Origin of the sequence: Mesorhizobium sp. AR02, from assembly GCF_024746835.1 — a bacterium.
Taxonomy (GTDB): Bacteria; Pseudomonadota; Alphaproteobacteria; order Rhizobiales; family Rhizobiaceae; genus Mesorhizobium.
Genome location: NZ_CP080531.1, coordinates 5,740,152 through 5,758,628 on the forward strand (window position 1 = coordinate 5,740,152; position 18,477 = coordinate 5,758,628).

Genomic DNA, 18,477 nt, shown 5'->3' on the forward strand with positions numbered 1-18,477 from the left:
CGACAGCTCGGCGTCGCCAGCGTCAATGAACTCAGCCTTCAACCATTCGGCGTTTCCGGCGCCATGTTGGCGCGCCCACGCGGCACGCCAAGCCCGGTGTCCGGCGGCTCGCCGGCGGCCGGCCTGTTTTCGATCATGTGCAAGGTGCGCCAGCCGCCGAAGCGGTAATAGGCCGCGGCCAGAACCAGCGAGGTGATCGAGCCGGCCGGGAAACTCCACCACAGCGCTTCCTCGCCGATCACGCCGCGCATGAAATAGGCAAAGCCGGTGCGCACGATGAGCACCGAAATCACCAGGATGATCAGCGGCGGCATCACCGCACCGGTGGCGCGCACGGTGGCGAACAGCACGATGGTGATGCCGAACAGGATGAACGACCAGGATGCCACAGAGTTGATGTGGGCGGCGATATCGATCGCAGCGCTGTCGCTGCTCAGGAACAGGCTGAGGATCGAGCGGTCGAAGAGCCACAGCAGCGCGACCAGGGCGCCGGTCAGGACAAGGTTGAAGCCGACGCCGGAGGCGGCGATGCGGCCGATCCGGTCCCAGCGGCCGGCACCGACATTTTGCGCCGCCATCGAGGAGACCGCCGCACCGATGGCCAGCGCCGGCATCTGGATGTAGGTCCACAGCTGTGCGGCAATGCCGTAAGCGGCGGCGACCTGTGAGCCATAGGCATTGACGATGCCCATCACGGTCAGTGCTGCCGCCGAGATGACGATCATCTGCAGCCCCATCGGCACGCCCTTGAAGACGATTATGCGCAGCAATGCCGGATCGGGCCGCAGCAGAGCGAGGTTGGCACCGGCCAGCCGCAACGGATGCTTGCGCGCATAGAGCACGACAAGGATGGCGATGACGCTCACCGTCTGGCCGATCAGCGTCGAGGTTCCCGATCCGGCGATGCCGAGTTCGGGGAAGGGGCCGATGCCGCGGATCAGCAGCGGGTTGAGCACGATGTCGAGAACCACCGCCAGCGCCATGAAGATGAAGGGTGTGCGCGAGTCGCCGGCACCGCGCAGCACGGTCATGACGAAGGACAGAAGGTTCATCATCGGCACGGCGACGAAGATGATGCGCAGATAGGAGCGCGCCAGCGGCAAGGCGTCTGCCGGCGTGCCAAGCGTGTTGAGGATGGCGTCGACCCAGATCCAGCCGCAGACGGCGAAGATGATGGAGACGAGGAAGAAGAAGGTGGCGCTGGTGCCGACAATGCGGCGGGCCTCGGGCAGATCGCGCGCGCCGACCGACTGCGCCACCAGGATGGTCGCCGCCATGCCGATGCCGAACACCGTGCCCAGGATCAGGAACAGGACGAGGTTGGCGTTGGAAGTGGCGGTCAGTGCCGATTCGCCGAGAAAGCGTCCGACCCAGACGGCATTGATCGACCCGTTGAGCGACTGCAGCACGTTGGAGCCCAGCACCGGCAAGGCAAACAGCAGCAGCGTGCGCGGGATCGGGCCGCTGGTCAGGTCGCCGGTGCGCCGGCGCGTGGGCATTTTTTCGGTCATGGCTGAAGGCTTATCTCGAGTCCGGTCCGTGATGATTGCCGATTCAACGAGACAGGTCGATGCGGCGTCGGAAAATTCCGCCTGGCGTGTGTTGATCTAATCATGTTCTCAAAGCTCCCGGAATGGGCTATTGATCGTGGCCGCGTGGGGCCGCATTCCTACTAGATCTGATGGATAGCCGGGGGGGTCATGTCCGATAGTCCGCTGTTTTCCGAGCGCCTGAGCCGGCGCGCGTTTCTCGGTGCATCCGCCTTGGGCGCGGCCTCCGTGGCTCTTTCGGCGTGCACCACGACGGAGGTGGTGACGCCGCCGGTGGCGGCGGCGCCTCCCGAGCCGGCGCTCGGCGACACCGCAAGCATGTACGCGGCGCGCACCGACGGGGGCTATCAGCTGCCGGCGATCCCGGTGGCCAAGCTCGATCCGAAGTTCGTGCGCCAGGTCGTGGCCGACCCGACCGGAGAGAAACCCGGCACGATCGTCGTCGATGTCTCCGAGCACTTCCTCTATCTGGTACGCGACGGCGGCAAGGCCATCCGCTATGGCGTCAGCCTCGGCAAGGCCGGTTTCGGATGGACCGGCAGCGCCGTTGTCCAGGCGCGGAAGAAGTGGCCGGTGTGGACGCCGCCGCCCGAAATGATCAAGCGCCGGCCGGAACTGGCGAAATTCAAGGACGGCATGCCGCCCGGTCCGCAGAGCCCGCTCGGCGCCCGCGCGCTCTATCTCTTCCGCGATGGCAAGGACACGATGTACCGTATGCACGGCACGCCGGAGTGGGATTCCATCGGCAAGAACGCATCGTCGGGCTGCGTGCGTTTCATGAACCAGGACATCATCGACCTCTACAGCCGGGTCAACGGTCCCGCACCGGTCTTCGTGCGTCCCAATTTGTCGGCTGCCGGCAAGATCATGGCCGTATCGAGCAGGACCGCCGAGCCGATCGATGCGGGCGTGCCGAAGGATGCGGAGTTCTTGAAGTAAGCCTTCACGATCTCTTCAGGCGAGCGCGCCAAGCGCGCCCGCCTGGATGACGGTGATTACTTCTTGGCGAGGCCGGGCAGCGTGACCTGATAGACCAGGAACATGGTGTCGACATTGGCGCCGTCATCGGCCTTGTATGGGGCGCCGACCTGGAAACCGTCCTGGGCGAGGAAGTCGTTGTCATTGGCAACGAACAGGAAATAGTCGTCGGGCAGCTTCGGATCGAGCACGCTGGCCAGCGACATCGCTTCCCATTTCTCCGAGAGGTTGTTGTGGTCGTTCGGCGCGCCATTGTGCAGGCCGAAGCGATTGAGCTGCGCATTGTCGTTGATGTCGATGAACGGCGTCAGCTTGGCCGGCGTCACCGACGGATCGAGCACGCCCTTGGGGGCGACGGGCTTGTCGGCGGCGTCGAAAGGACCGCCCGCGATGTCGGTTGCGGCGGAAAGATCGACGACGTTGATCTGGCGATAGAGCGAGGTGTCGCCCTTCAGGCCCTGGCCGTTGCCGCTGTCGCGCGCCAGCATCAGGAAGGATGTGTCCGACAGCGCCACGATTTCGCTTTGCGCGGCGATCTTGGTCTTGCCCTTGGCATCCTTGAACACCGGCAGCGGCACGACATATTCATGCGCCAGCTTGAGATGAGCGAGATCGGAGGCGTCATAGACCAGCGCCCTGGTGTTCTGCCGGGTCGAACCCGAATCGCCGCCATCCTGCCGGGTCGCCGACTGCAGCACGGCGATGAGGAACTTGCCGTCGGGCGTCATTGCCATGCCTTCCAGGCCCTGGTTGTTCTGGCGGCCGGTATCGGGATCCTTCGGGTCGGGCTCGGCAGCACCGGGGCCAGGATTGTCCGAAGAGAAATTCGGCTTGCCCTTGCGCATCGGTACGAGGGCCGCCGGCGGTTGGGTCGCCGACAGCAGGCGGCCTTGCGCCGAGAACCGGTAGATGTTGGGACCATATTCGTCGGAGATGAACATCGAGCCGTCGGGCAGCCGCACGATCGCCTCATTGTCGAGGGCGAGCTTGCCATTGGTGGCGTCAGGCAGCATCGGCATGTCATCGGCGGCAGGACGTACATCCGACAGCGGATCGAGGCCGGTGGCGTCGGCGCCCTTGTCGTCGGTCAGAAGCATGGTGTCGGCAAGCGTCGCCTTGACTTCAGTCTGCTCCTGGCCAGCAGCGCCTGGCACTACCGGAATGAACTCGATGCCGATGGTGTTGAGGCGCGGCCGGTAATCGGTGGTGCCGGCGACATTGTAGCCACGATCCGGCAGCAGCCAGAGCGACCCTTGTAGCTGCCGGCATCATGCGTCCAGCCAGCTGTGTCGATCGCCATGCCGGAACCCGAGCCGAACGTCTCGCCGAACTTGTCACGCTGAGCGGCCGGGATGCGGCCGACGCCGACCAGGCCCTTGTTGACGAGGACGGTCGCGGTGCTGTCGGCGAACGCCGGCGTCAAAGCGATGAACAAGGCCAGCGCGACGCCGAGCGAGGCGGTTCGGTAAAGGTGTTTCATGGATATCCTCTTGTGACGGATGTGCCGGAGCGGCCGAAGGACGAAAAGCTGAAAGAGGCGGTACATCGATGATGCCGCGCGCCCCCCAAAAGCGGTCTACGGCGCGAACATGATGCTTGCGTGACAGCGCGGCATGCGTGCCCGCCGGCTTGTCCACAGGCCGATAAAAACACGCGCTCGGGCGAAAGAATTGATGGTCCCTCGTACATGCGTTCGGGTGTCCAAACCCTGCACTAGACACTTATGTCCAGTGCGTATATGGTGTGGCTTCTGACAGACCGGGAGGGAAGCCTTGAAGTCGCACTACCGTGCAGTGGTTATTGGGGGTGGGGTGGTCGGCGCCTCGGTGCTCTACCATTTGACGCGGTTCGGCTGGTCTGACGTGGCGCTGATCGAGCGTGCCGAACTGACCGCCGGTTCGACCTGGCATGCGGCGGCCGGATTTCATGCGCTCAATGCCGATCCCAACGTCGCGGCGCTGCAGGATTACACCATCAACCTCTACCGCGAGATCGAGGCCGAATCCGGCCAGAACATCGGCCTGCACATGACCGGCGGCGTCAACATCGCCAGTGATCCCCAGCGCTGGGAGTGGCTGAAATCGGCCTGGGCGGTGTTCCAGTCGGTCGGCATCGAAACCGCCCGGCTGGTGACTCCCGACGAGATCAAGGAAATCTGCCCGATCGTCGACGTCACCGGCGTGCTCGGCGGCCTGCATGATTCCAACGAGGGCCATCTCGACCCCTATGGCACGACGCACGCCTATGCGGGCGCGGCGAAGAAGCGTGGCGCCGAGATCATCCTGCGCAACAGGGTCGTAGAGTTGAGGTCTCGCGCCGACGGCCACTGGGATGTCGTCACCGAGCAGGGCACCATCATTGCCGAGCATGTCGTCAACGCCGGCGGACTATGGGCAAAGCAGCTCGGTCACATGGCCGGCGTCGACCTGCCGGTGACGCCGATGGAGCACCATTATTTCATCACCGAGGACATTCCGGAGATCGCGGCACTGGACCGGGAGATCGGCATCGCGGTCGACCTCGACGGCTTCTCCTACCTGCGCCAGGAGCGCAAGGGCGTGCTGCTCGGTGTCTACGAGCAGAACCCGAAGCACTGGAATATGGACGGCGCGCCGTGGGACTACGGTATCGAGCTGATCCCGGAAGACATCGATCGCATCAGTCCGGAACTCGCCAAGGCGCATGAGCGCTTTCCCTGCCTGGCGACGGCCGGCATCCGCAAATGGGTCAACGGCGCTTTCACCTTTACCCCGGACGGCAACCCGATCGTCGGGCCGGTGCGTGGCCTGAAAAACTACTGGGTCGCCTGCGGCGTCATGGCCGGCTTCAGCCAGGGCGGCGGCGTCGGAAAATCGCTGGCCGAATGGATGATTTACGGCGAGCCGCAAGCCGACATTTTCGGCATGGACATTGCCCGCTACGGCGCCTTTGCGGCCAACCGGGAATATCTCAAGCAGACGACGCGGCAATTCTACTCGCGCCGTTTCGTCATGACCTTTCCCAATGAGCGGCTGCCCGCGGGCAGGCCTTTGAAACGCCCCGGCGCCTATGACGGCATGAGTGCGGCGGGCTGCGAATGGACGGCGTCGTGGGGGCTGGAAATCCCGGCCTATTTCGCGCCGATGGGTTTTCGCGAGAACACCACGCTCAAGCGTTCCAACGCCTTCGATATCGTCGGTGACGAAGCGTTGCAGGTCCGGCGTGCGGCCGGTCTCGTCGATATCTCGGCCTATTCACGCTATGCGGTGTCGGGGCCAGGCGCCCACGCATGGCTCGACCGGCTGCTTGCCTGCAGGCTGCCGAAGGCCGGGCAGGCGCGGCTGGCGCCGATGCTCGGGCCGGACGGACGGCTGAAGGGCGACCTCACCGTGATCAACTGGGGCGGCGGCGACCATTGGCTGATGGGCTCCTACTATCTCCGGGAATTCCACATGCGCTGGTTCGACAGCCAGGCAGGAGAGAGCGTCACGGTCACCGACATATCCGACGCGATGAGCGGCTTCCTGCTGACCGGGCCGAACGCGCGGAAAATCCTGGAGCGCACAACGCATCAGGACGTCTCCGCCGCGGCACTGCCGTTCATGGCCTGCGGCGCGTTTGACATCGGCATGGTGCAGGCCTGTGTGGCACGGCTGTCCATCGCCGGCGAACTGGGCTTCGAGATCAGTTGCCCCGCGACCATGCATGCCACACTTCGCCATACACTGCTCGCCGCAGGTGAAGATCTCGGCCTGGCCGAGATCGGCTACTACGCGCTCAATGCGCTCAGGCTGGAGAAAAGCTTCGGCATCTGGTCGCGTGAATTCACGCAGGGCTACACGCCAGGCCAGACCGGCCTCGACCGTTTCATCGCCTTCGACAAGGGCGATTTCGTCGGCCGCGAGGCAGCGTTGAGGGAACGCCAGGCGGGCACCTCGCAACGGATGGTGACGCTGGAGATCGATGCGCATGACGCCGACGCCAGCGGCTTCGAGCCGGTCTGGCGCGACGGCCGGCGCGTCGGCTTCGTCACTTCAGGCGGATTTGGCTACACGATCGGCAAGAGCGTCGCGCTGGCGTTGGTGGACGACGATTTTGCCGAGGAGGGGACAGCGCTTTCGGTGCACATTGTCGGCGTCGAGCGGCCGGCACGGATCATCGCAGCCTCGCCCTACGATCCCTCGGGCAAGGCGATGCGGCAATGAGGAGGATTTTCGATGGTCGATGACGCGGCACGAGACAGCAGGCGCGAACGCCGGCGCGGACGCACAGGCGAGGCCGGCAGCGAAAGCAGCCGCCGGCCCAACTACCGGTCGCTGAAGAACCCGTTCCTGCCGCAGCCGATCTTTTCCGACGACCAGGTGGCGGCGATCCACGACACGGCGCTGCGCGTACTGGAGGAACTCGGCATCAAGGTTCTGCTGCCGAAGGCACGCGAGCTTTTCGCCAGCGCCGGCGCGCTGGTCGACCCGGATACCGACATGGTGCGCATTGGCCGCGACATGGTGGTGGCGGCGTTGGCCTCGGCGCCGAAGTCGATCCAAGCGCAAGCCGGCGACCGCTCGCGCGACCTGACGCTGGAACTCGGATCGATGACCTTTCTGGCTGGATGCGGCGCGCCGAACGTCACCGATCTCGAACGCGGCCGGCGGCCGGGCACGCTGGCCGATTTCGAGGATCTGCTGCGGCTGGTGCAGCATTTCGACGTGCTGCATATGCTTGGCCCCTGCATCGAGCCACAGGATGTCGACAACCGCTTTCGCCACTATGCCGTCAACCGCGCACAACTGACGCTGTCAGACAAGTTTCCCTTCGTCTTCGCGCGCGGCACGCCGCAGGTCGAGGACGGTTTCGAGATGATCCGGCTGGCGCGCGGCCTGTCGCCAGACGAATTCCTGGCGAACGCGCATTGCTACACCGTGATCAACACCAACTCGCCGCGCCAGCTCGACATTCCGATGGCGCAAGGCATCATCGATTTCGCCAGGGCAGGCCAGGTCTCCGTCATCACGCCGTTCTGCCTGGCGGGCGCGATGGCGCCGATCACGGTAGCCGGCGCGCTGGCGTTGCAGCATGCCGAAGCGCTGGCGGGCCTGACGCTGGCGCAGATCGTGCGCCCCGGCGCGCCGGTCGTCTATGGCTCGTTCTCCTCCAATGTCGACATGAAATCCGGCGCGCCGGCCTTCGGCACGCCGGAGCATGTCAAGGCGACATTGGGCGCGGGCCAGCTGGCGCGCTTCACCGGACTGCCCTGGCGGTCCGGCGGCGGCAGCGCGGCCAACATCTCGGATGCGCAGGCGGCACACGAAACGCAGTTCGCGCTGTGGGGTTCGGTGCTGGCCGGAGCAACCATGTGCATCCACGCCGCCGGCTGGCTGGAAGGCGGCTTGAGCGTCTCCTTCGAGAAGATGATCACCGACATCGAGGCGCTGCAGACGGTCGCGGAACTCTGCGCCGCGACGCCCGGTGATGACGATTCGATCGGCTTCGATGCGATCGCCGAAGTGCAGCCGGGCGGCCATTTCTTCTCGGCCGGCCACACCATGACGCGCTATCGCACCGCCTTCTACGAACCGCTGGTGGCCGACTGGTCGAATTTCGGCAACTGGACGCAAAGCGGATCGAAGACCGCGAGCGAGCGCGCCACCGGCATCTGGCGGCGCGCGGTTGCCGACTTCGAGCCGCCCGCTTCGGCTGCCGCGACCGCCGGTGTCCTCGACGGGTTCATCGCGCAGCGCACCGCGGAGGGCGGAGCGGCACCGGTGTCGTGACCGGCAGCCGCGGTCACGTCGGGTTGTCGAGCGTGAACAGATCGCTCTCCTCGTCATAGGCAAAGTACTCGGCGTAGCGGGCCCAACTGATGACGGCCCGCACCGTCTGGTCGGCATAGTCCTCGGACATGTGGTCCTCCAGCTCGTCGCGGAAGCGGCGGGCCGGCGCCTTATGGCCGGCGCGTTCGTCGAGCACGCGGCGGATATGGCCAGCCAGCGGCACATAGGTCGCAAGCTGCTGCGCGAACAATTGCTTGCGCGCGTCGACCTCGCTTTCGGCGAAGCGTTTTCCCGCAGGCGTCAGCTGGATGTCGCCCTCGGCGAACTCGGCAAAGCGCAGCAGCTGCAGCGTTTCGGCGATCGGGAACAGATCGTCGATTTCGAGCTGCAGGCTGGCGGCCAGCGGCGGCAGGTCGGCATGGCCGTTGTAGGGCGGGGCGGCGACCGCCTCGATCAGGCCGGCAAGCAGGTTGGTCGAGACACGCGGCAGCACCATGGCGATGCCCGAACCCGGGAAGACGCCGTCGCGGGCAGGGGTGCCCGGCTCCTTCCTGGCGGTCATGCGGGCATAGATGTCCTCGACCAGCGCGCGGAAGGCCGGGTCCAGCCGGTTGCGCGGCTGCGGCAGATCGATCCTGAGCTCGGCGACGACGCGGCCCGGATTGGACGAGAAGATCAGCACGCGGTCGCACATCAGCACGGCCTCCTCGATGTTGTGCGTCACCATCAGGATCGACTCGATCGGCATGCGGCCTTCCGACCAGAGGTCGAGCAAGTCGGTGCGCAGCGTCTCGGCCGTCAGCACGTCAAGCGCCGAGAATGGCTCATCCATCAACAGCACTTTTGGATGCACCACCAGGGCGCGGGCGAGCCCGACGCGCTGGCGCATGCCGCCCGAAAGTTCCTTCGGATAGGCGTTCTCGAAACCGTCGAGACCGATCAGGTCGATGGCCGACAAAGCGCGCTTGCGGCGCTCGGCCGGCGAGACGCCCTGTGCCTCGAGCCCGAGTTCGACATTCTGCAGCACGGTCAGCCAGGGAAACAGCGCAAAGCTCTGGAAGACCATGGCGATGCCGTCCGGCGTGCCGGAGACGAGCTTGCCTTCGAAGGCGATGGCGCCTTCGCTAGGCCGGATCAGGCCGGCGATGGAGCGCAGCAAGGTGGACTTGCCGGATCCGGAGCGGCCGAGCAGGCCGACGATCTCGCCGGAGACGAGCGTCAGCCCGACCTGGTCGAGGACGACGAGCTTGCCCGCGCTTCCTTTGTCATAGGTCTGGCAGACGCCGTGGACTTCGACGAGCGGAAGGGACTTGGTGATGACAGCTTGGTTCATGATCGGTCTCCTAAAAGAACAGGGTCAGTCGAGCCGCATGCGGCGTTCGGCAAAAACATAGAGCGGGCGCCAGAGGGTGCGGTTGAAGAGGGTGACGAAGAGCGACATCACGGCGATGCCGAGAATGACACGCGGGAAATCGCCGGCTTCGGTCGCTTTGGCGATGTAGGAGCCGAGGCCGAAGGCCTCGAGCCTGGTGTTGCCCCAGCTTGCCAGTTCGGCGACGATGGAGGCGTTCCACGAGCCGCCGGAAGCGGTCAGCGCGCCGGTGATGTAATAGGGAAAAATCCCCGGCAGCATGACGTTCTTCCACCACGACCAGGACCGTATCTTGAAAACCCCAGCCGCCTCCTTGAGGTCGGACGGGAAGGCGCTGGCGCCGGCGATGACGTTGAACAGGATGTACCATTGCGTGCCCAGCACCATCAGCGGCGACAGCCAGATGCTGGGGTTGGCGCCGGTGGCGACGATGGCGATCACGGCGAACGGAAACAGCACGTTGGCAGGGAAGGCGGCGAGAAACTGCGCCAGTGGCTGAACCCGTTCGGCGACCGCCGGCCGCAACCCGATCCAGACGCCGATCGGCACCCAGATCACGCTGGCGACCGCGATCAGCACGATCACGCGCAGCAAGGTGAGAAGGCCACCACTGAAGGCTTCAACCACATCATTCCAGCCAAGCGTCTGCCTGAGATACAGCACCGTCTCGACGACACCCCACAGCGCGACAAGCAGCACCAGGCCCAGCCAGACGATGTCCAGCGCCCGCGACAGCCGGCGCGACCCGGCGGTCGACGCCGACGGCAGGGTCCGCTTGCCCAGGCGAAGCAGCATGGCGCGCTGCCAGAGCCAGGCGAGCGGCAGCCCGACGGTCTGGAGGAGCCGGGCCCGGCGCAGCATGTCGTAGACCCAGGAGCGGGGCTTTTCCTGGCCGGCGGTCTGTTCCAAGCGGAACTTGTCGGCCCAGGCAACGATGGGCCGGAACAGCAGCTGGTCATAGAGCATGATGAGCACGCCCATCGCTAGCACCGCCCAGGCGACGGCCCTGAAATCCTGCTTGTCGATGGCCAGCGCCAGCCACGAGCCGATGCCGGGCAGTTGCACGGTGGTGTTGCCGACGGTGATGGCCTCGGAGGCGACGACGAAGAACCAGCCGCCGGACATCGACATCATGGTGTTCCAGACCAGGCCGGGGGCCGCGAATGGCGCCTCCAGCCGCCAGAACCTTTGCCAGGCCGACAGGCCGAAGCCACGGCTGACCTCGTCGAGATCACCCGGAACCGTACGCAGCGACTGGTAGAACGAGAACGCCATGTTCCAGGCCTGGCTGGTGAAGATGGCGAAGATCGCGGCGCATTCGGCGCCGAGCTGGCTGCCGGGAAACAGGCCCATGAAAAAGGTCACGGTGAAGGTCAGGAAACCCAGCACCGGCACCGACTGCAGGATGTCGAGCGCGGGAATGATCACCATTTCGGCGCGCCGGCTCTTGGCGGCCAGCGTCGCCACGGTGAAGGTGAAGATCAGCGACACGATGATGGCCGCGAACATGCGCAGCGTGGTGCGCAGCGCATAGTCCGGCAGGTTGGCGAGGTCGAGCGTGACCGGCGAGGTGGTGAGAAGCGTCGTCGGCGCACGCATGCCGGCGGCGCCATGCGCCAGAAGCACCAGCAAGGCCACCAGCATGGCAAAGGCGATGGTGTCGTAGATGTTGGGGGCGATGCGTCCGCGCGCGAGGGCCGCGGCTTCGCCGAGCGAATTGCGGTTGTGGGGCAGGAAGATCATGACAGGCCTCCGGATGATGGGCCGATTGCAGTCTGGCTTGGGAGAGGGTGATTGCGGGCATGCGAAAGGGTGCGACCGGGAGGCGGTCGCGCCGGGCGCCAGGGCCGGGCCGTCAGTGCGGAGGTTTGGGCTGCGTCGAAGAGGGGCTCAGGCGGCGAGCCGTGGCAGGGCCGGTCGACGACTGACGCCCTCTTCGGAGACGGGCTGCCGCTCCTGCGTCCAGCGGCATTCCAGGCGGCCGCTCACCGACCCGCGGCGCCAGACGCAGACCAGCCGGGTCGGCGGCATGGTGAAGCCAGCTTTGCCCGCCAGACCGCGCGTTGTGCCAACGGACGGCCGTGTAGTTGAAGCGGAGCGCGTGACAGGGCGCGCGCGGAAGGGGATGATGTTGGTGTTCATGGCTCACCTCTTGCGGTCCGGCGGGACGGCAAGGCGAGCCGAAGGCGGGTTATGCCCTGCCCAGGCCCGACCGGCGCCACATGCCGGAAACCAAATCTGTTGACGGGGCCAGTGTCCGGACCGTGCCTGGGGCTTGATCCGGACAGCGACTGGGATAGCTGTCCATAACCTGTTCGATCTCGAGTTGATGCTTCGATCAGCCGAAGCCACGCCGCCTTACGCCCGTGGCTCAGGGCGTGTCAACGCGGGCGCCGGAATCTTAAGTATATGGCCTGATACCAAGGCATAAGGAGGCAGGCCACGCGGCAAGGGATTCACCAGCAATACATTGAAAAATAAAGATTTATTTTCCGCTTTGAAGTGGTCAGATTCCGAGCTTTCCGGCCATTTTTATCAGCTCGGCCAGCGACCCGGCCTGCATCTTGCGCATGGCCCGCGCCCGGCGAACCTTGACGGTTATCTCGCTGACGCCGAGGTCGCCGGCGACCTGCTTGTTGAGCCGTCCCTGCACCACCAGCGCCACGACGCTGCGTTCGCCTTCGCTCAGCGTCGCCAGGCGTTCGCGCAAGGTGCCGATCTCAGCCGATTGCGTCCGCCGCTGCCGGTCCTTGTCCAGCGCGGCGGCGATGGCATCGAGCAGGTCCTGTTCGCGGAACGGTTTTGGCAGGAAATCGACGGCGCCGGTCTTCATCGCCTGCACCGACATGGCGATGTCGCCATGGCCGGTCATGATGATGACCGGCAGCGGCGCATCGGAATGAGCGAGCTCCTTGTGGAAATCCATGCCGCTTTTGCCCGGCAGGCGCACATCCAGCACCAGGCAGGAGGGGATATCGGGCCTCGGCGCGCCAAGGAATTCGGCAACCGAACCGAAGCACCTGATATCCAGCCCCACGGAGCGCAGCAGGCTGTCGAGCGCTTCGCGCATGGCGGGGTCGTCGTCGATGACGAAAACGATCTGTCGTGGCTCGTTCATTGGCTTCACCGGTCTGGTCCGCGCGACCCTGTTCTGCCGGCCGGCAGCGAAAAGAAGAAGGCGGCGCCGCGCGGCACCGCCGCTTCCGCCCAGATGCGTCCGCCATGGCTCTCGACGATCGAGCGGCTGATGGCAAGCCCCATGCCCAGGCCCTCGGGCTTGGTGGTGTAGAAGGCATCGAAAAGGTGGTCCAGTTGCACGCCGTCCAGGCCACGGCCGGAATCGCGGACGGCAATCACCACCTCACCCGGTTTGCCGAGGCTGGTCTGCACCGTCACGTCACGCACGCTCTCATCCTTCACCGCTTCTAGGGCATTGAGGATCAGGTTGAGAATGACCTGCTGGATCTGCACCGGGTCGACCTGGATCCGGGGAAGGTCGCTGGCCAGTTCGGCCCGCAAGGCGGCGTGGTTCCGGCCGGCCTCGTTCTGAACCAGTGGCAACGTCTCCGCGACCGTCTGGTTGGCGTCGAGCCAGACCGTCTTGCCGGCGGCTTTCCTGGTGAGGCCGCGCAGGCGCATGATCAGTTCGCTGGCGCGTTCGGCATCCCTGACGATGCGCCCGGCGGCCTTGCCGGCCTCATCCGGATTGCCGCCCGCCAGCCAGCGCTGGGCGGCATTGCCGTTGAGCACGATCGCCGCCAGCGGCTGGTTGAGCTCGTGGGCGATCGAGGCCGTCAATTCGCCCAGCATGGTCACCCGCGTGATGTGGGCGAGCTGCGCCTGCGCCTCGCGCGCGGACGCTTCGGCGGCGGCGGTGCGCAGCGCCAGATAGGTGGTGATGCCGATTGCCACCAGGCTGATGGCACAGTTGGCCACGCCCGCCGGCACGGAACCGGCCCGCGTGAGGAAAAAACTCAGCACGGTGAGCGCCATGCAGGCCGCCGCCACCATGGCCACGCCGCGACGGTCGAGATAGCGGACCGCGATCAGGACAATGGCGACATAGAAGACCGCGACCGCGATCTCCAGATTGGTGATCGTGTCGGCAAGGAAGATCGCCGCCGCCAGCAGCACAAGCAGGGCCGGCAGCAGCGGCCGGCGCCCGAGGAGCGGCAAGGATGATCTTCCAGACATGCCGGCCTCCTATGGATCAAACTGCTACGACGGACAGCAGGACATTACCGTGCCGGCTTTCAGGCCGGCAAGGCGCTGCCATATCGCATCGCAGCCGCGAGTACGCTCGAACTTTCGCTTTCGGCAGGCCGCCTTGCCATTGGCAATCGGCGCATGGCGTGCAGAAATGAGCTTCATGCGCGAAGCCTTGATCGCAGTGATGATTTTCCTGTGCCTGGTGGCCGCGCCGCTGGTCAGCATGGCGATCTGGCCCAGACTGCCGGCCAGACATCGCGACGACGATACCAACAATGTGGTGCGGCTCGCCGCCAATCTGTTCGGACTCATGACCTCGCTGGTGCTCGGCCTGATGATCAATTCGGCCAAGAACACCTTCGAATCGATCGATCACAATGTGCACGCCTATGCGACGGAGCTGATCCTTCTCGACAGGACATTGCGCCAGTATGGCCCTGAAGCCGACGCGGTGCGGCAGCCGCTGGTCGCCTATGTGCAACGGGTGGCCGCCGGCTCGATGAAAACCAGCGAAACGCCTGTCGTGTCCAACCAGCTGTCCGAACATCTTTTGATGGAGATCGGCACAAGGCTGAATGCGCTGACGCCGCCCGATGCGGCGCTTGGCTCGCTGTTGCAGGATGCCCGCCAGCGCCTGCAGAAAGTGCTGGAAATGCGCTGGGTGCTGATCGAACAGTCGGAAGGCGCCATCCCCGGGCCGCTGATCGCCATGCTGGTTGCGTGGCTGGGGCTGATCTTCGCCAGTTTCGGGTTCAGGGCGCCGAGGAATGCGATCACGCTCGCAACCTTCGTGGTTTCCGCCGCGCTGATTGCCGGGGCGCTCTATCTGATCCTGGACATGGATGTGCCGTTCTCCGGCCCGATCCAGATTTCGCCGGTGCCGCTGCAGCGGGCGCTGGCGGAATTGCAGCGATGATGCGGAACCGGCGGCGGCTCCGGGGCATTCATGGGAATGAACCACGGAGGACGACATGGGTTTCGACCAGTATCACGAACCGCCTGAAGAACTGTCGCAGAAGGTGCGGACCTTTGCCCGCATGATCACCTCGCTGATCGAGGAGGCGGAAGCGATCGGCTGGTACGAGCAGCGCATCTCGGTGGAGAAGGACCCGCAGGCGCGCGCCATCATGCAGAACGCGCAAGGCGAGGAGTTCAAGCATTTCGGCATGGATCTGGAATTCCTGCTGCGCCAGAAGAAGGACTGGCGCGCGGAACTGAAGGAAATCCTGTTTACGACTGGCGATATCGTCAAGGCCGGCGAGAGGGGCGAGAAGAAGGTGGATTGATAGCCTTATCGGGCTCCATCAATCGCTGTCGCGCGCGATCAGCTCCAGAGGCCAGACTTCGCGGATGATGCGCGGGCCTTCGGGTCCGGCGAAGGCCGGTAGCGAGGCCAGCAGCATTTCGGCTAGCCGCCGGCCCATCGGCTCCAGCGCCGGGCGGAAGGCGGTCAGCGCCGGGGAAAAATAGCGGCAGAGCGGCGTGTCGACGATGACGGTCACGGCGATATCGTGGCCGGGCCGGATGCCCATCTCGGCCAGCGCCTTGCAGCCGCCGAGCGCCATGGCGTCATTGTTGAAGATGATGGCGGTCGGCCGGTCCTTGGCCAGCATCACGCGCGGCGTCACCTGGTAGCCGCCGGCCTCGTTGATGAAGCCGTCGGCGATCAGCGCCTGATCGACCTCGATGCCGTGCCGCCTCAGGGCTTTGCGGTAGCCGTCGAGGAACAGGTAGCCGAAATTGAGATTGAGGGAAGGGCGGATGGCGGCGATGCGGCGATGGCCGCGCGCCACCAGCCGGTCGACCGCGTCGCTGCCGGCCTTTTCGAAATCGAGGTCGAGCGAGGAGTACGCCTTGCCGCCGGATCGGCTGCGGCCGAGCGTGGCGAAGGGGAAACCAGCCTCGAGCAGGTAGTCGATGCGTTCGTCCTCGCGCCGCGTCCAGGCCAGCACCACCGCATCGGCCCGGCGGGTCTCGACGACACGGCGCAGGCGCTCCTGCTGGTAGTCGCCCGGCGCGCCCATCACCACGGTCAGGTCGAGGCCGCTTTCGGCAAGCCGGCCCTGCAGCCCGATCAGGAACGGGATGAAGAACGGCTCGCCATATTGCTGGTCACCCGGATGTGGCTGCAGCATGAAGGCGATCGAATGGGTTGCGCCTTGCCGAAGGCTGCGGCCGGATTGGTTGGGTGAATAATTCAGCTGCTTGGCCGCGTCGAGCACGCGCTGGCGCGTATCGGCATTGACGTCGGCGCGGCCGTTCAGCGCCCGCGACACGGTGCCGATCGAAATGTTCAGATGCCGCGCTAGGTCGTGGATGCTGGACGCCAAAGGATAGTCTCCCCCTGCCTTGGCCGGAGCAATTCCAGGAAAAGTGCGAAGCGGTTTTCCGTCCGGAATTGCGTCAAAAACAAAGAGTTAGAGCAGTTCGCCGTTTCTTGAACGGCGAACTGCTCTAGCACCGGCTGCCGCCCAGGCCAAGGCTTCGGGATGATTTTCGCTGGCAGCCGATTGACATTCTACGCTATCGGGTGTGTTCTCGTAAACGTTTACGGAAAAACGTTTACGGTGATGCCGTGAATGCCGTGACGATCGGTCTGGAGGGACCGAGCGGAGGAGGAACGCCGGATGATGAATGTCGTCCTCGTCGGCTGTGGTGCGATGAGCAGGCAGTGGCTCGATGCCGCGAGGCAGATCGACGGGCTCGCCATTGTCGGCCTTGTCGACCTAGACGCCGAGCGGGCGAAGGCGAGGGCGCGCGAATATGACCTCACCAGCGCCGTCATCGGCACCAGCCTCGACGCCGTGCTCGACCAGACCAGGCCCGACGCGGTGTTCGACGTCGTGGTTCCCGCCGCCCGCCGCGAGGTCGCGTTTTCGGCCTTTGCCCACAATTGCCATCTCTTGACCGAAAAGCCGCTGGCCGACAGTCCTGAGAATGCCCGTGCCATCATCGAGGCAGCCCGCCGCGCCGGGCGTATCCATGCCGTGGTGCAGAACCGGCGCTATGTCGCCAATGTCAGGCGCATCCGGCGGTTTCTCGACTCCGGCGCCATTGGCGCGGCGACCTCGATCCATGCCGACTTCTTCGTAGCGCCGCATTTCGGAGGCTTTCGCGAAGAGATGGCGCATGTGCTGCTGCTCGACATGGCGATCCACACTTTTGATGCCGCCCGCTACATGGCCGGCGGCGAGCCGGTAAGCGTCTATTGCCAGGAATGGGAACCGGCCAATTCCTGGTACCGGCAGGGTTCTTCTGCCAGCGCCGTCTTCGATCTCGGCGGCGGCAAGGTCTTTACCTATGCCGGCTCCTGGTGCGCCGACGGTTTTCGCACCAGCTGGGAAGGCAGCTGGCGCATCGTCGCCGAGCGCGGCAGCCTCATTTGGGACGGCAATGACGGCCTGAAGGCGGAAGTGGTGGCGCCGGGCCGCGATGGCCTGATCGACAAGACCCAGCCGATCGACGTGCCGCCGCTCGATCCCGCCGACTGCATCGGCGGTCATCTCGGCATCATCAGGGATTTCATGCACGCCATCGAAACCGGCACCGAGCCGGAGACGCGCGGCGCCGACAACATCAAAAGCCTGGCCATGGTTTTTGGCGCCATCGAAAGCGCCGAGACCGGACGCCGTGTGGCGATTGCAAGGGAAGGACTGTGATGCCAAACCCGCTTCTCGGCATAAGGATCGGCACCATGGTGCGGGCCAATCTCGACGACCCGGCAGCCTATATCAGGCAGATCCTGCCGCTCGGTTTCGAGAGCATCCAGCCCTTTTTCTGGCAGACGCTGGGCGGCAAGGACCTTCCACGCCTTGCCGGCCAGATTCGCGAGGCGATCGACGATGCCGATGTCAGCGTGTCTTCGATCGGTGTGTTCGGCAATCCGCTGGAGAGCGGCGAGGTCGATCGGGGTGTGCTCGCGGCCTGGGAAACGGTCATAGACAACGCGCATCTGTTCGGCACTTCGATGGTCAGTGGCTTCACTGGGCGCCTGCGCGGCAAGAAGCTGACCGACAGCCTGCCACGCTTTCGCGAAGTGTGGGGAGCGCTGGCCAAACGCGCCGCCGACAAGGGCGTGCGCATCGCCTTCGAGAATTGCGCCATGGACGGCAACTGGGCCGGCGGCGACTGGAACATCGCCCACAATCCGGACGCCTGGGAGCTGATGTTCAACGAATTGCCGGACGACAATCTCGGGCTGGAATGGGAGCCCTGTCATCAGCTCGTCTATCTCATCGACCCGATGCCGCAGATCCGCAAATGGGCGCCGCGCATCTTCCATGTCCACGGCAAGGACGCCACCGTGCGCTGGGATGTCATCCGCGAGCACGGCGTGTTCGGCCGGCTGCCCTTCGTGCAGATGCGCACGCCGGGCTTCGGCGACAGCGACTGGACGCGGGTGATCAGCGAATTGCGGCTGGCCGGCTATCGCGGCGCCATCGACATCGAGGGCTGGCACGACCCGGTCTACCGCGGCGACCTCGAAATTACGGGGCAGGCGCGGGCGCTGGAGTATCTCAAGCAATGCCGGGGAGGTGCGAGCTACCTGCCAAACCCGACGTGAGAAGCGGCCGGCGGGAGGAGCCGGCCGGTAAGTCGTACTGCCGTAGCAATCGTC

The 18,477-nt window shown here is 65.2% G+C and carries 14 protein-coding genes and 1 pseudogene; 7 read left to right on the plus strand and 8 right to left on the minus strand.

What is annotated here, in order from left to right; translation table 11 throughout:
• Positions 1-38: 38 nt before the first annotated feature.
• Positions 39-1,511 carry an MATE family efflux transporter gene (locus DBIPINDM_RS31960; protein WP_258582938.1) on the minus strand — a complete coding sequence of 491 codons (1,473 nt, stop codon included), beginning with the start codon at positions 1,509-1,511 and terminating at the stop codon, positions 39-41.
• Between the two features lie 189 nt (positions 1,512-1,700).
• Between DBIPINDM_RS31960 and DBIPINDM_RS31965 the strand changes: the two genes are divergently transcribed.
• Positions 1,701-2,489, plus strand: coding sequence for a L,D-transpeptidase (locus DBIPINDM_RS31965; RefSeq protein WP_258582939.1), 789 nt, complete (start codon positions 1,701-1,703; stop codon positions 2,487-2,489).
• A 56-nt stretch (positions 2,490-2,545) separates the two neighbouring features.
• Here the strand turns inward: DBIPINDM_RS31965 and DBIPINDM_RS31970 are convergent.
• Positions 2,546-4,008 (minus strand): annotated as a pseudogene (locus DBIPINDM_RS31970) (esterase-like activity of phytase family protein).
• Between the two features lie 292 nt (positions 4,009-4,300).
• Here DBIPINDM_RS31970 and DBIPINDM_RS31975 point away from each other — a divergent pair.
• Both DBIPINDM_RS31975 and DBIPINDM_RS31980 read left to right on the plus strand, forming a co-directional pair.
• Entirely contained in the window at positions 4,301-6,712 is a 2,412-nt protein-coding gene (locus DBIPINDM_RS31975; protein WP_258582940.1) for a GcvT family protein, read from the plus strand.
• Between the two features lie 12 nt (positions 6,713-6,724).
• The gene (locus DBIPINDM_RS31980) at positions 6,725-8,278 is read left to right on the plus strand and encodes a trimethylamine methyltransferase family protein (protein WP_258582941.1); all 1,554 of its coding nucleotides are present in this window, start codon (positions 6,725-6,727) and stop codon (positions 8,276-8,278) included.
• Between the two features lie 13 nt (positions 8,279-8,291).
• On the opposite strand, the gene DBIPINDM_RS31985 is transcribed toward DBIPINDM_RS31980, so the two are convergent.
• The 5 genes from DBIPINDM_RS31985 to DBIPINDM_RS32005 all read right to left on the minus strand — a co-directional run bounded on the left by DBIPINDM_RS31985 (position 8,292) and on the right by DBIPINDM_RS32005 (position 13,844).
• Positions 8,292-9,611 (minus strand): AAA-associated domain-containing protein, encoded by a 1,320-nt coding sequence (locus DBIPINDM_RS31985; protein WP_258582942.1) that lies wholly within the window; start codon positions 9,609-9,611, stop codon positions 8,292-8,294.
• Positions 9,612-9,635: 24 nt separating this feature from the next.
• Positions 9,636-11,393, minus strand: a complete 1,758-nt coding sequence (locus tag DBIPINDM_RS31990) for an ABC transporter permease (RefSeq protein WP_258582943.1) — start codon at positions 11,391-11,393, stop codon at positions 9,636-9,638.
• 147 nt (positions 11,394-11,540) lie between these two features.
• Positions 11,541-11,792 (minus strand): hypothetical protein, encoded by a 252-nt coding sequence (locus DBIPINDM_RS31995; protein WP_258582944.1) that lies wholly within the window; start codon positions 11,790-11,792, stop codon positions 11,541-11,543.
• Positions 11,793-12,156: 364 nt separating this feature from the next.
• On the minus strand, positions 12,157-12,768 hold the full coding sequence (locus DBIPINDM_RS32000; protein ID WP_258582945.1) for a response regulator transcription factor: 612 nt from the start codon (positions 12,766-12,768) through the stop codon (positions 12,157-12,159).
• 5 nt (positions 12,769-12,773) lie between these two features.
• On the minus strand, positions 12,774-13,844 hold the full coding sequence (locus tag DBIPINDM_RS32005; protein WP_258582946.1) for a sensor histidine kinase: 1,071 nt from the start codon (positions 13,842-13,844) through the stop codon (positions 12,774-12,776).
• A 175-nt stretch (positions 13,845-14,019) separates the two neighbouring features.
• Between DBIPINDM_RS32005 and DBIPINDM_RS32010 the strand changes: the two genes are divergently transcribed.
• Positions 14,020-14,775 carry a DUF4239 domain-containing protein gene (locus DBIPINDM_RS32010; protein WP_258582947.1) on the plus strand — a complete coding sequence of 252 codons (756 nt, stop codon included), beginning with the start codon at positions 14,020-14,022 and terminating at the stop codon, positions 14,773-14,775.
• A 55-nt stretch (positions 14,776-14,830) separates the two neighbouring features.
• Positions 14,831-15,145, plus strand: a complete 315-nt coding sequence (locus DBIPINDM_RS32015; protein WP_044548017.1) for a hypothetical protein — start codon at positions 14,831-14,833, stop codon at positions 15,143-15,145.
• Positions 15,146-15,163: 18 nt separating this feature from the next.
• On the opposite strand, the gene DBIPINDM_RS32020 is transcribed toward DBIPINDM_RS32015, so the two are convergent.
• Positions 15,164-16,189 carry a LacI family DNA-binding transcriptional regulator gene (locus DBIPINDM_RS32020; protein WP_258582948.1) on the minus strand — a complete coding sequence of 342 codons (1,026 nt, stop codon included), beginning with the start codon at positions 16,187-16,189 and terminating at the stop codon, positions 15,164-15,166.
• A gap of 297 nt (positions 16,190-16,486) precedes the next feature.
• On the opposite strand from DBIPINDM_RS32020, the gene DBIPINDM_RS32025 reads away from it, so the two are divergent.
• Positions 16,487-17,518 carry a Gfo/Idh/MocA family protein gene (locus tag DBIPINDM_RS32025; RefSeq protein ID WP_258582949.1) on the plus strand — a complete coding sequence of 344 codons (1,032 nt, stop codon included), beginning with the start codon at positions 16,487-16,489 and terminating at the stop codon, positions 17,516-17,518.
• Positions 17,518-18,423 carry a sugar phosphate isomerase/epimerase family protein gene (locus DBIPINDM_RS32030; protein WP_258582950.1) on the plus strand — a complete coding sequence of 302 codons (906 nt, stop codon included), beginning with the start codon at positions 17,518-17,520 and terminating at the stop codon, positions 18,421-18,423. The genes DBIPINDM_RS32025 and DBIPINDM_RS32030 overlap by 1 nt, the downstream gene beginning before the upstream one ends.
• Positions 18,424-18,477: the final 54 nt, after the last annotated feature.

Excerpts from the sequence above, each read along its gene's own strand:
- DBIPINDM_RS32030 (WP_258582950.1), top strand. The coding sequence starts at position 17,518 with ATGCCAAACCCGCTTCTCGGCATAAGGATCGGCACCATGGTGCGGGCC.
- DBIPINDM_RS31980 (WP_258582941.1), top strand. The coding sequence starts at position 6,725 with ATGGTCGATGACGCGGCACGAGACAGCAGGCGCGAACGCCGGCGCGGA.
- DBIPINDM_RS32000 (WP_258582945.1), bottom strand. The coding sequence starts at position 12,768 with ATGAACGAGCCACGACAGATCGTTTTCGTCATCGACGACGACCCCGCC.
- DBIPINDM_RS31990 (WP_258582943.1), bottom strand. The coding sequence starts at position 11,393 with ATGATCTTCCTGCCCCACAACCGCAATTCGCTCGGCGAAGCCGCGGCC.
- DBIPINDM_RS31985 (WP_258582942.1), bottom strand. The coding sequence starts at position 9,611 with ATGAACCAAGCTGTCATCACCAAGTCCCTTCCGCTCGTCGAAGTCCAC.
- DBIPINDM_RS31995 (WP_258582944.1), bottom strand. The coding sequence starts at position 11,792 with ATGAACACCAACATCATCCCCTTCCGCGCGCGCCCTGTCACGCGCTCC.
- DBIPINDM_RS32025 (WP_258582949.1), top strand. The coding sequence starts at position 16,487 with ATGATGAATGTCGTCCTCGTCGGCTGTGGTGCGATGAGCAGGCAGTGG.
- DBIPINDM_RS32015 (WP_044548017.1), top strand. The coding sequence starts at position 14,831 with ATGGGTTTCGACCAGTATCACGAACCGCCTGAAGAACTGTCGCAGAAG.
- DBIPINDM_RS32005 (WP_258582946.1), bottom strand. The coding sequence starts at position 13,844 with ATGTCTGGAAGATCATCCTTGCCGCTCCTCGGGCGCCGGCCGCTGCTG.
- DBIPINDM_RS32010 (WP_258582947.1), top strand. The coding sequence starts at position 14,020 with ATGCGCGAAGCCTTGATCGCAGTGATGATTTTCCTGTGCCTGGTGGCC.
- DBIPINDM_RS31960 (WP_258582938.1), bottom strand. The coding sequence starts at position 1,511 with ATGACCGAAAAAATGCCCACGCGCCGGCGCACCGGCGACCTGACCAGC.
- DBIPINDM_RS31965 (WP_258582939.1), top strand. The coding sequence starts at position 1,701 with ATGTCCGATAGTCCGCTGTTTTCCGAGCGCCTGAGCCGGCGCGCGTTT.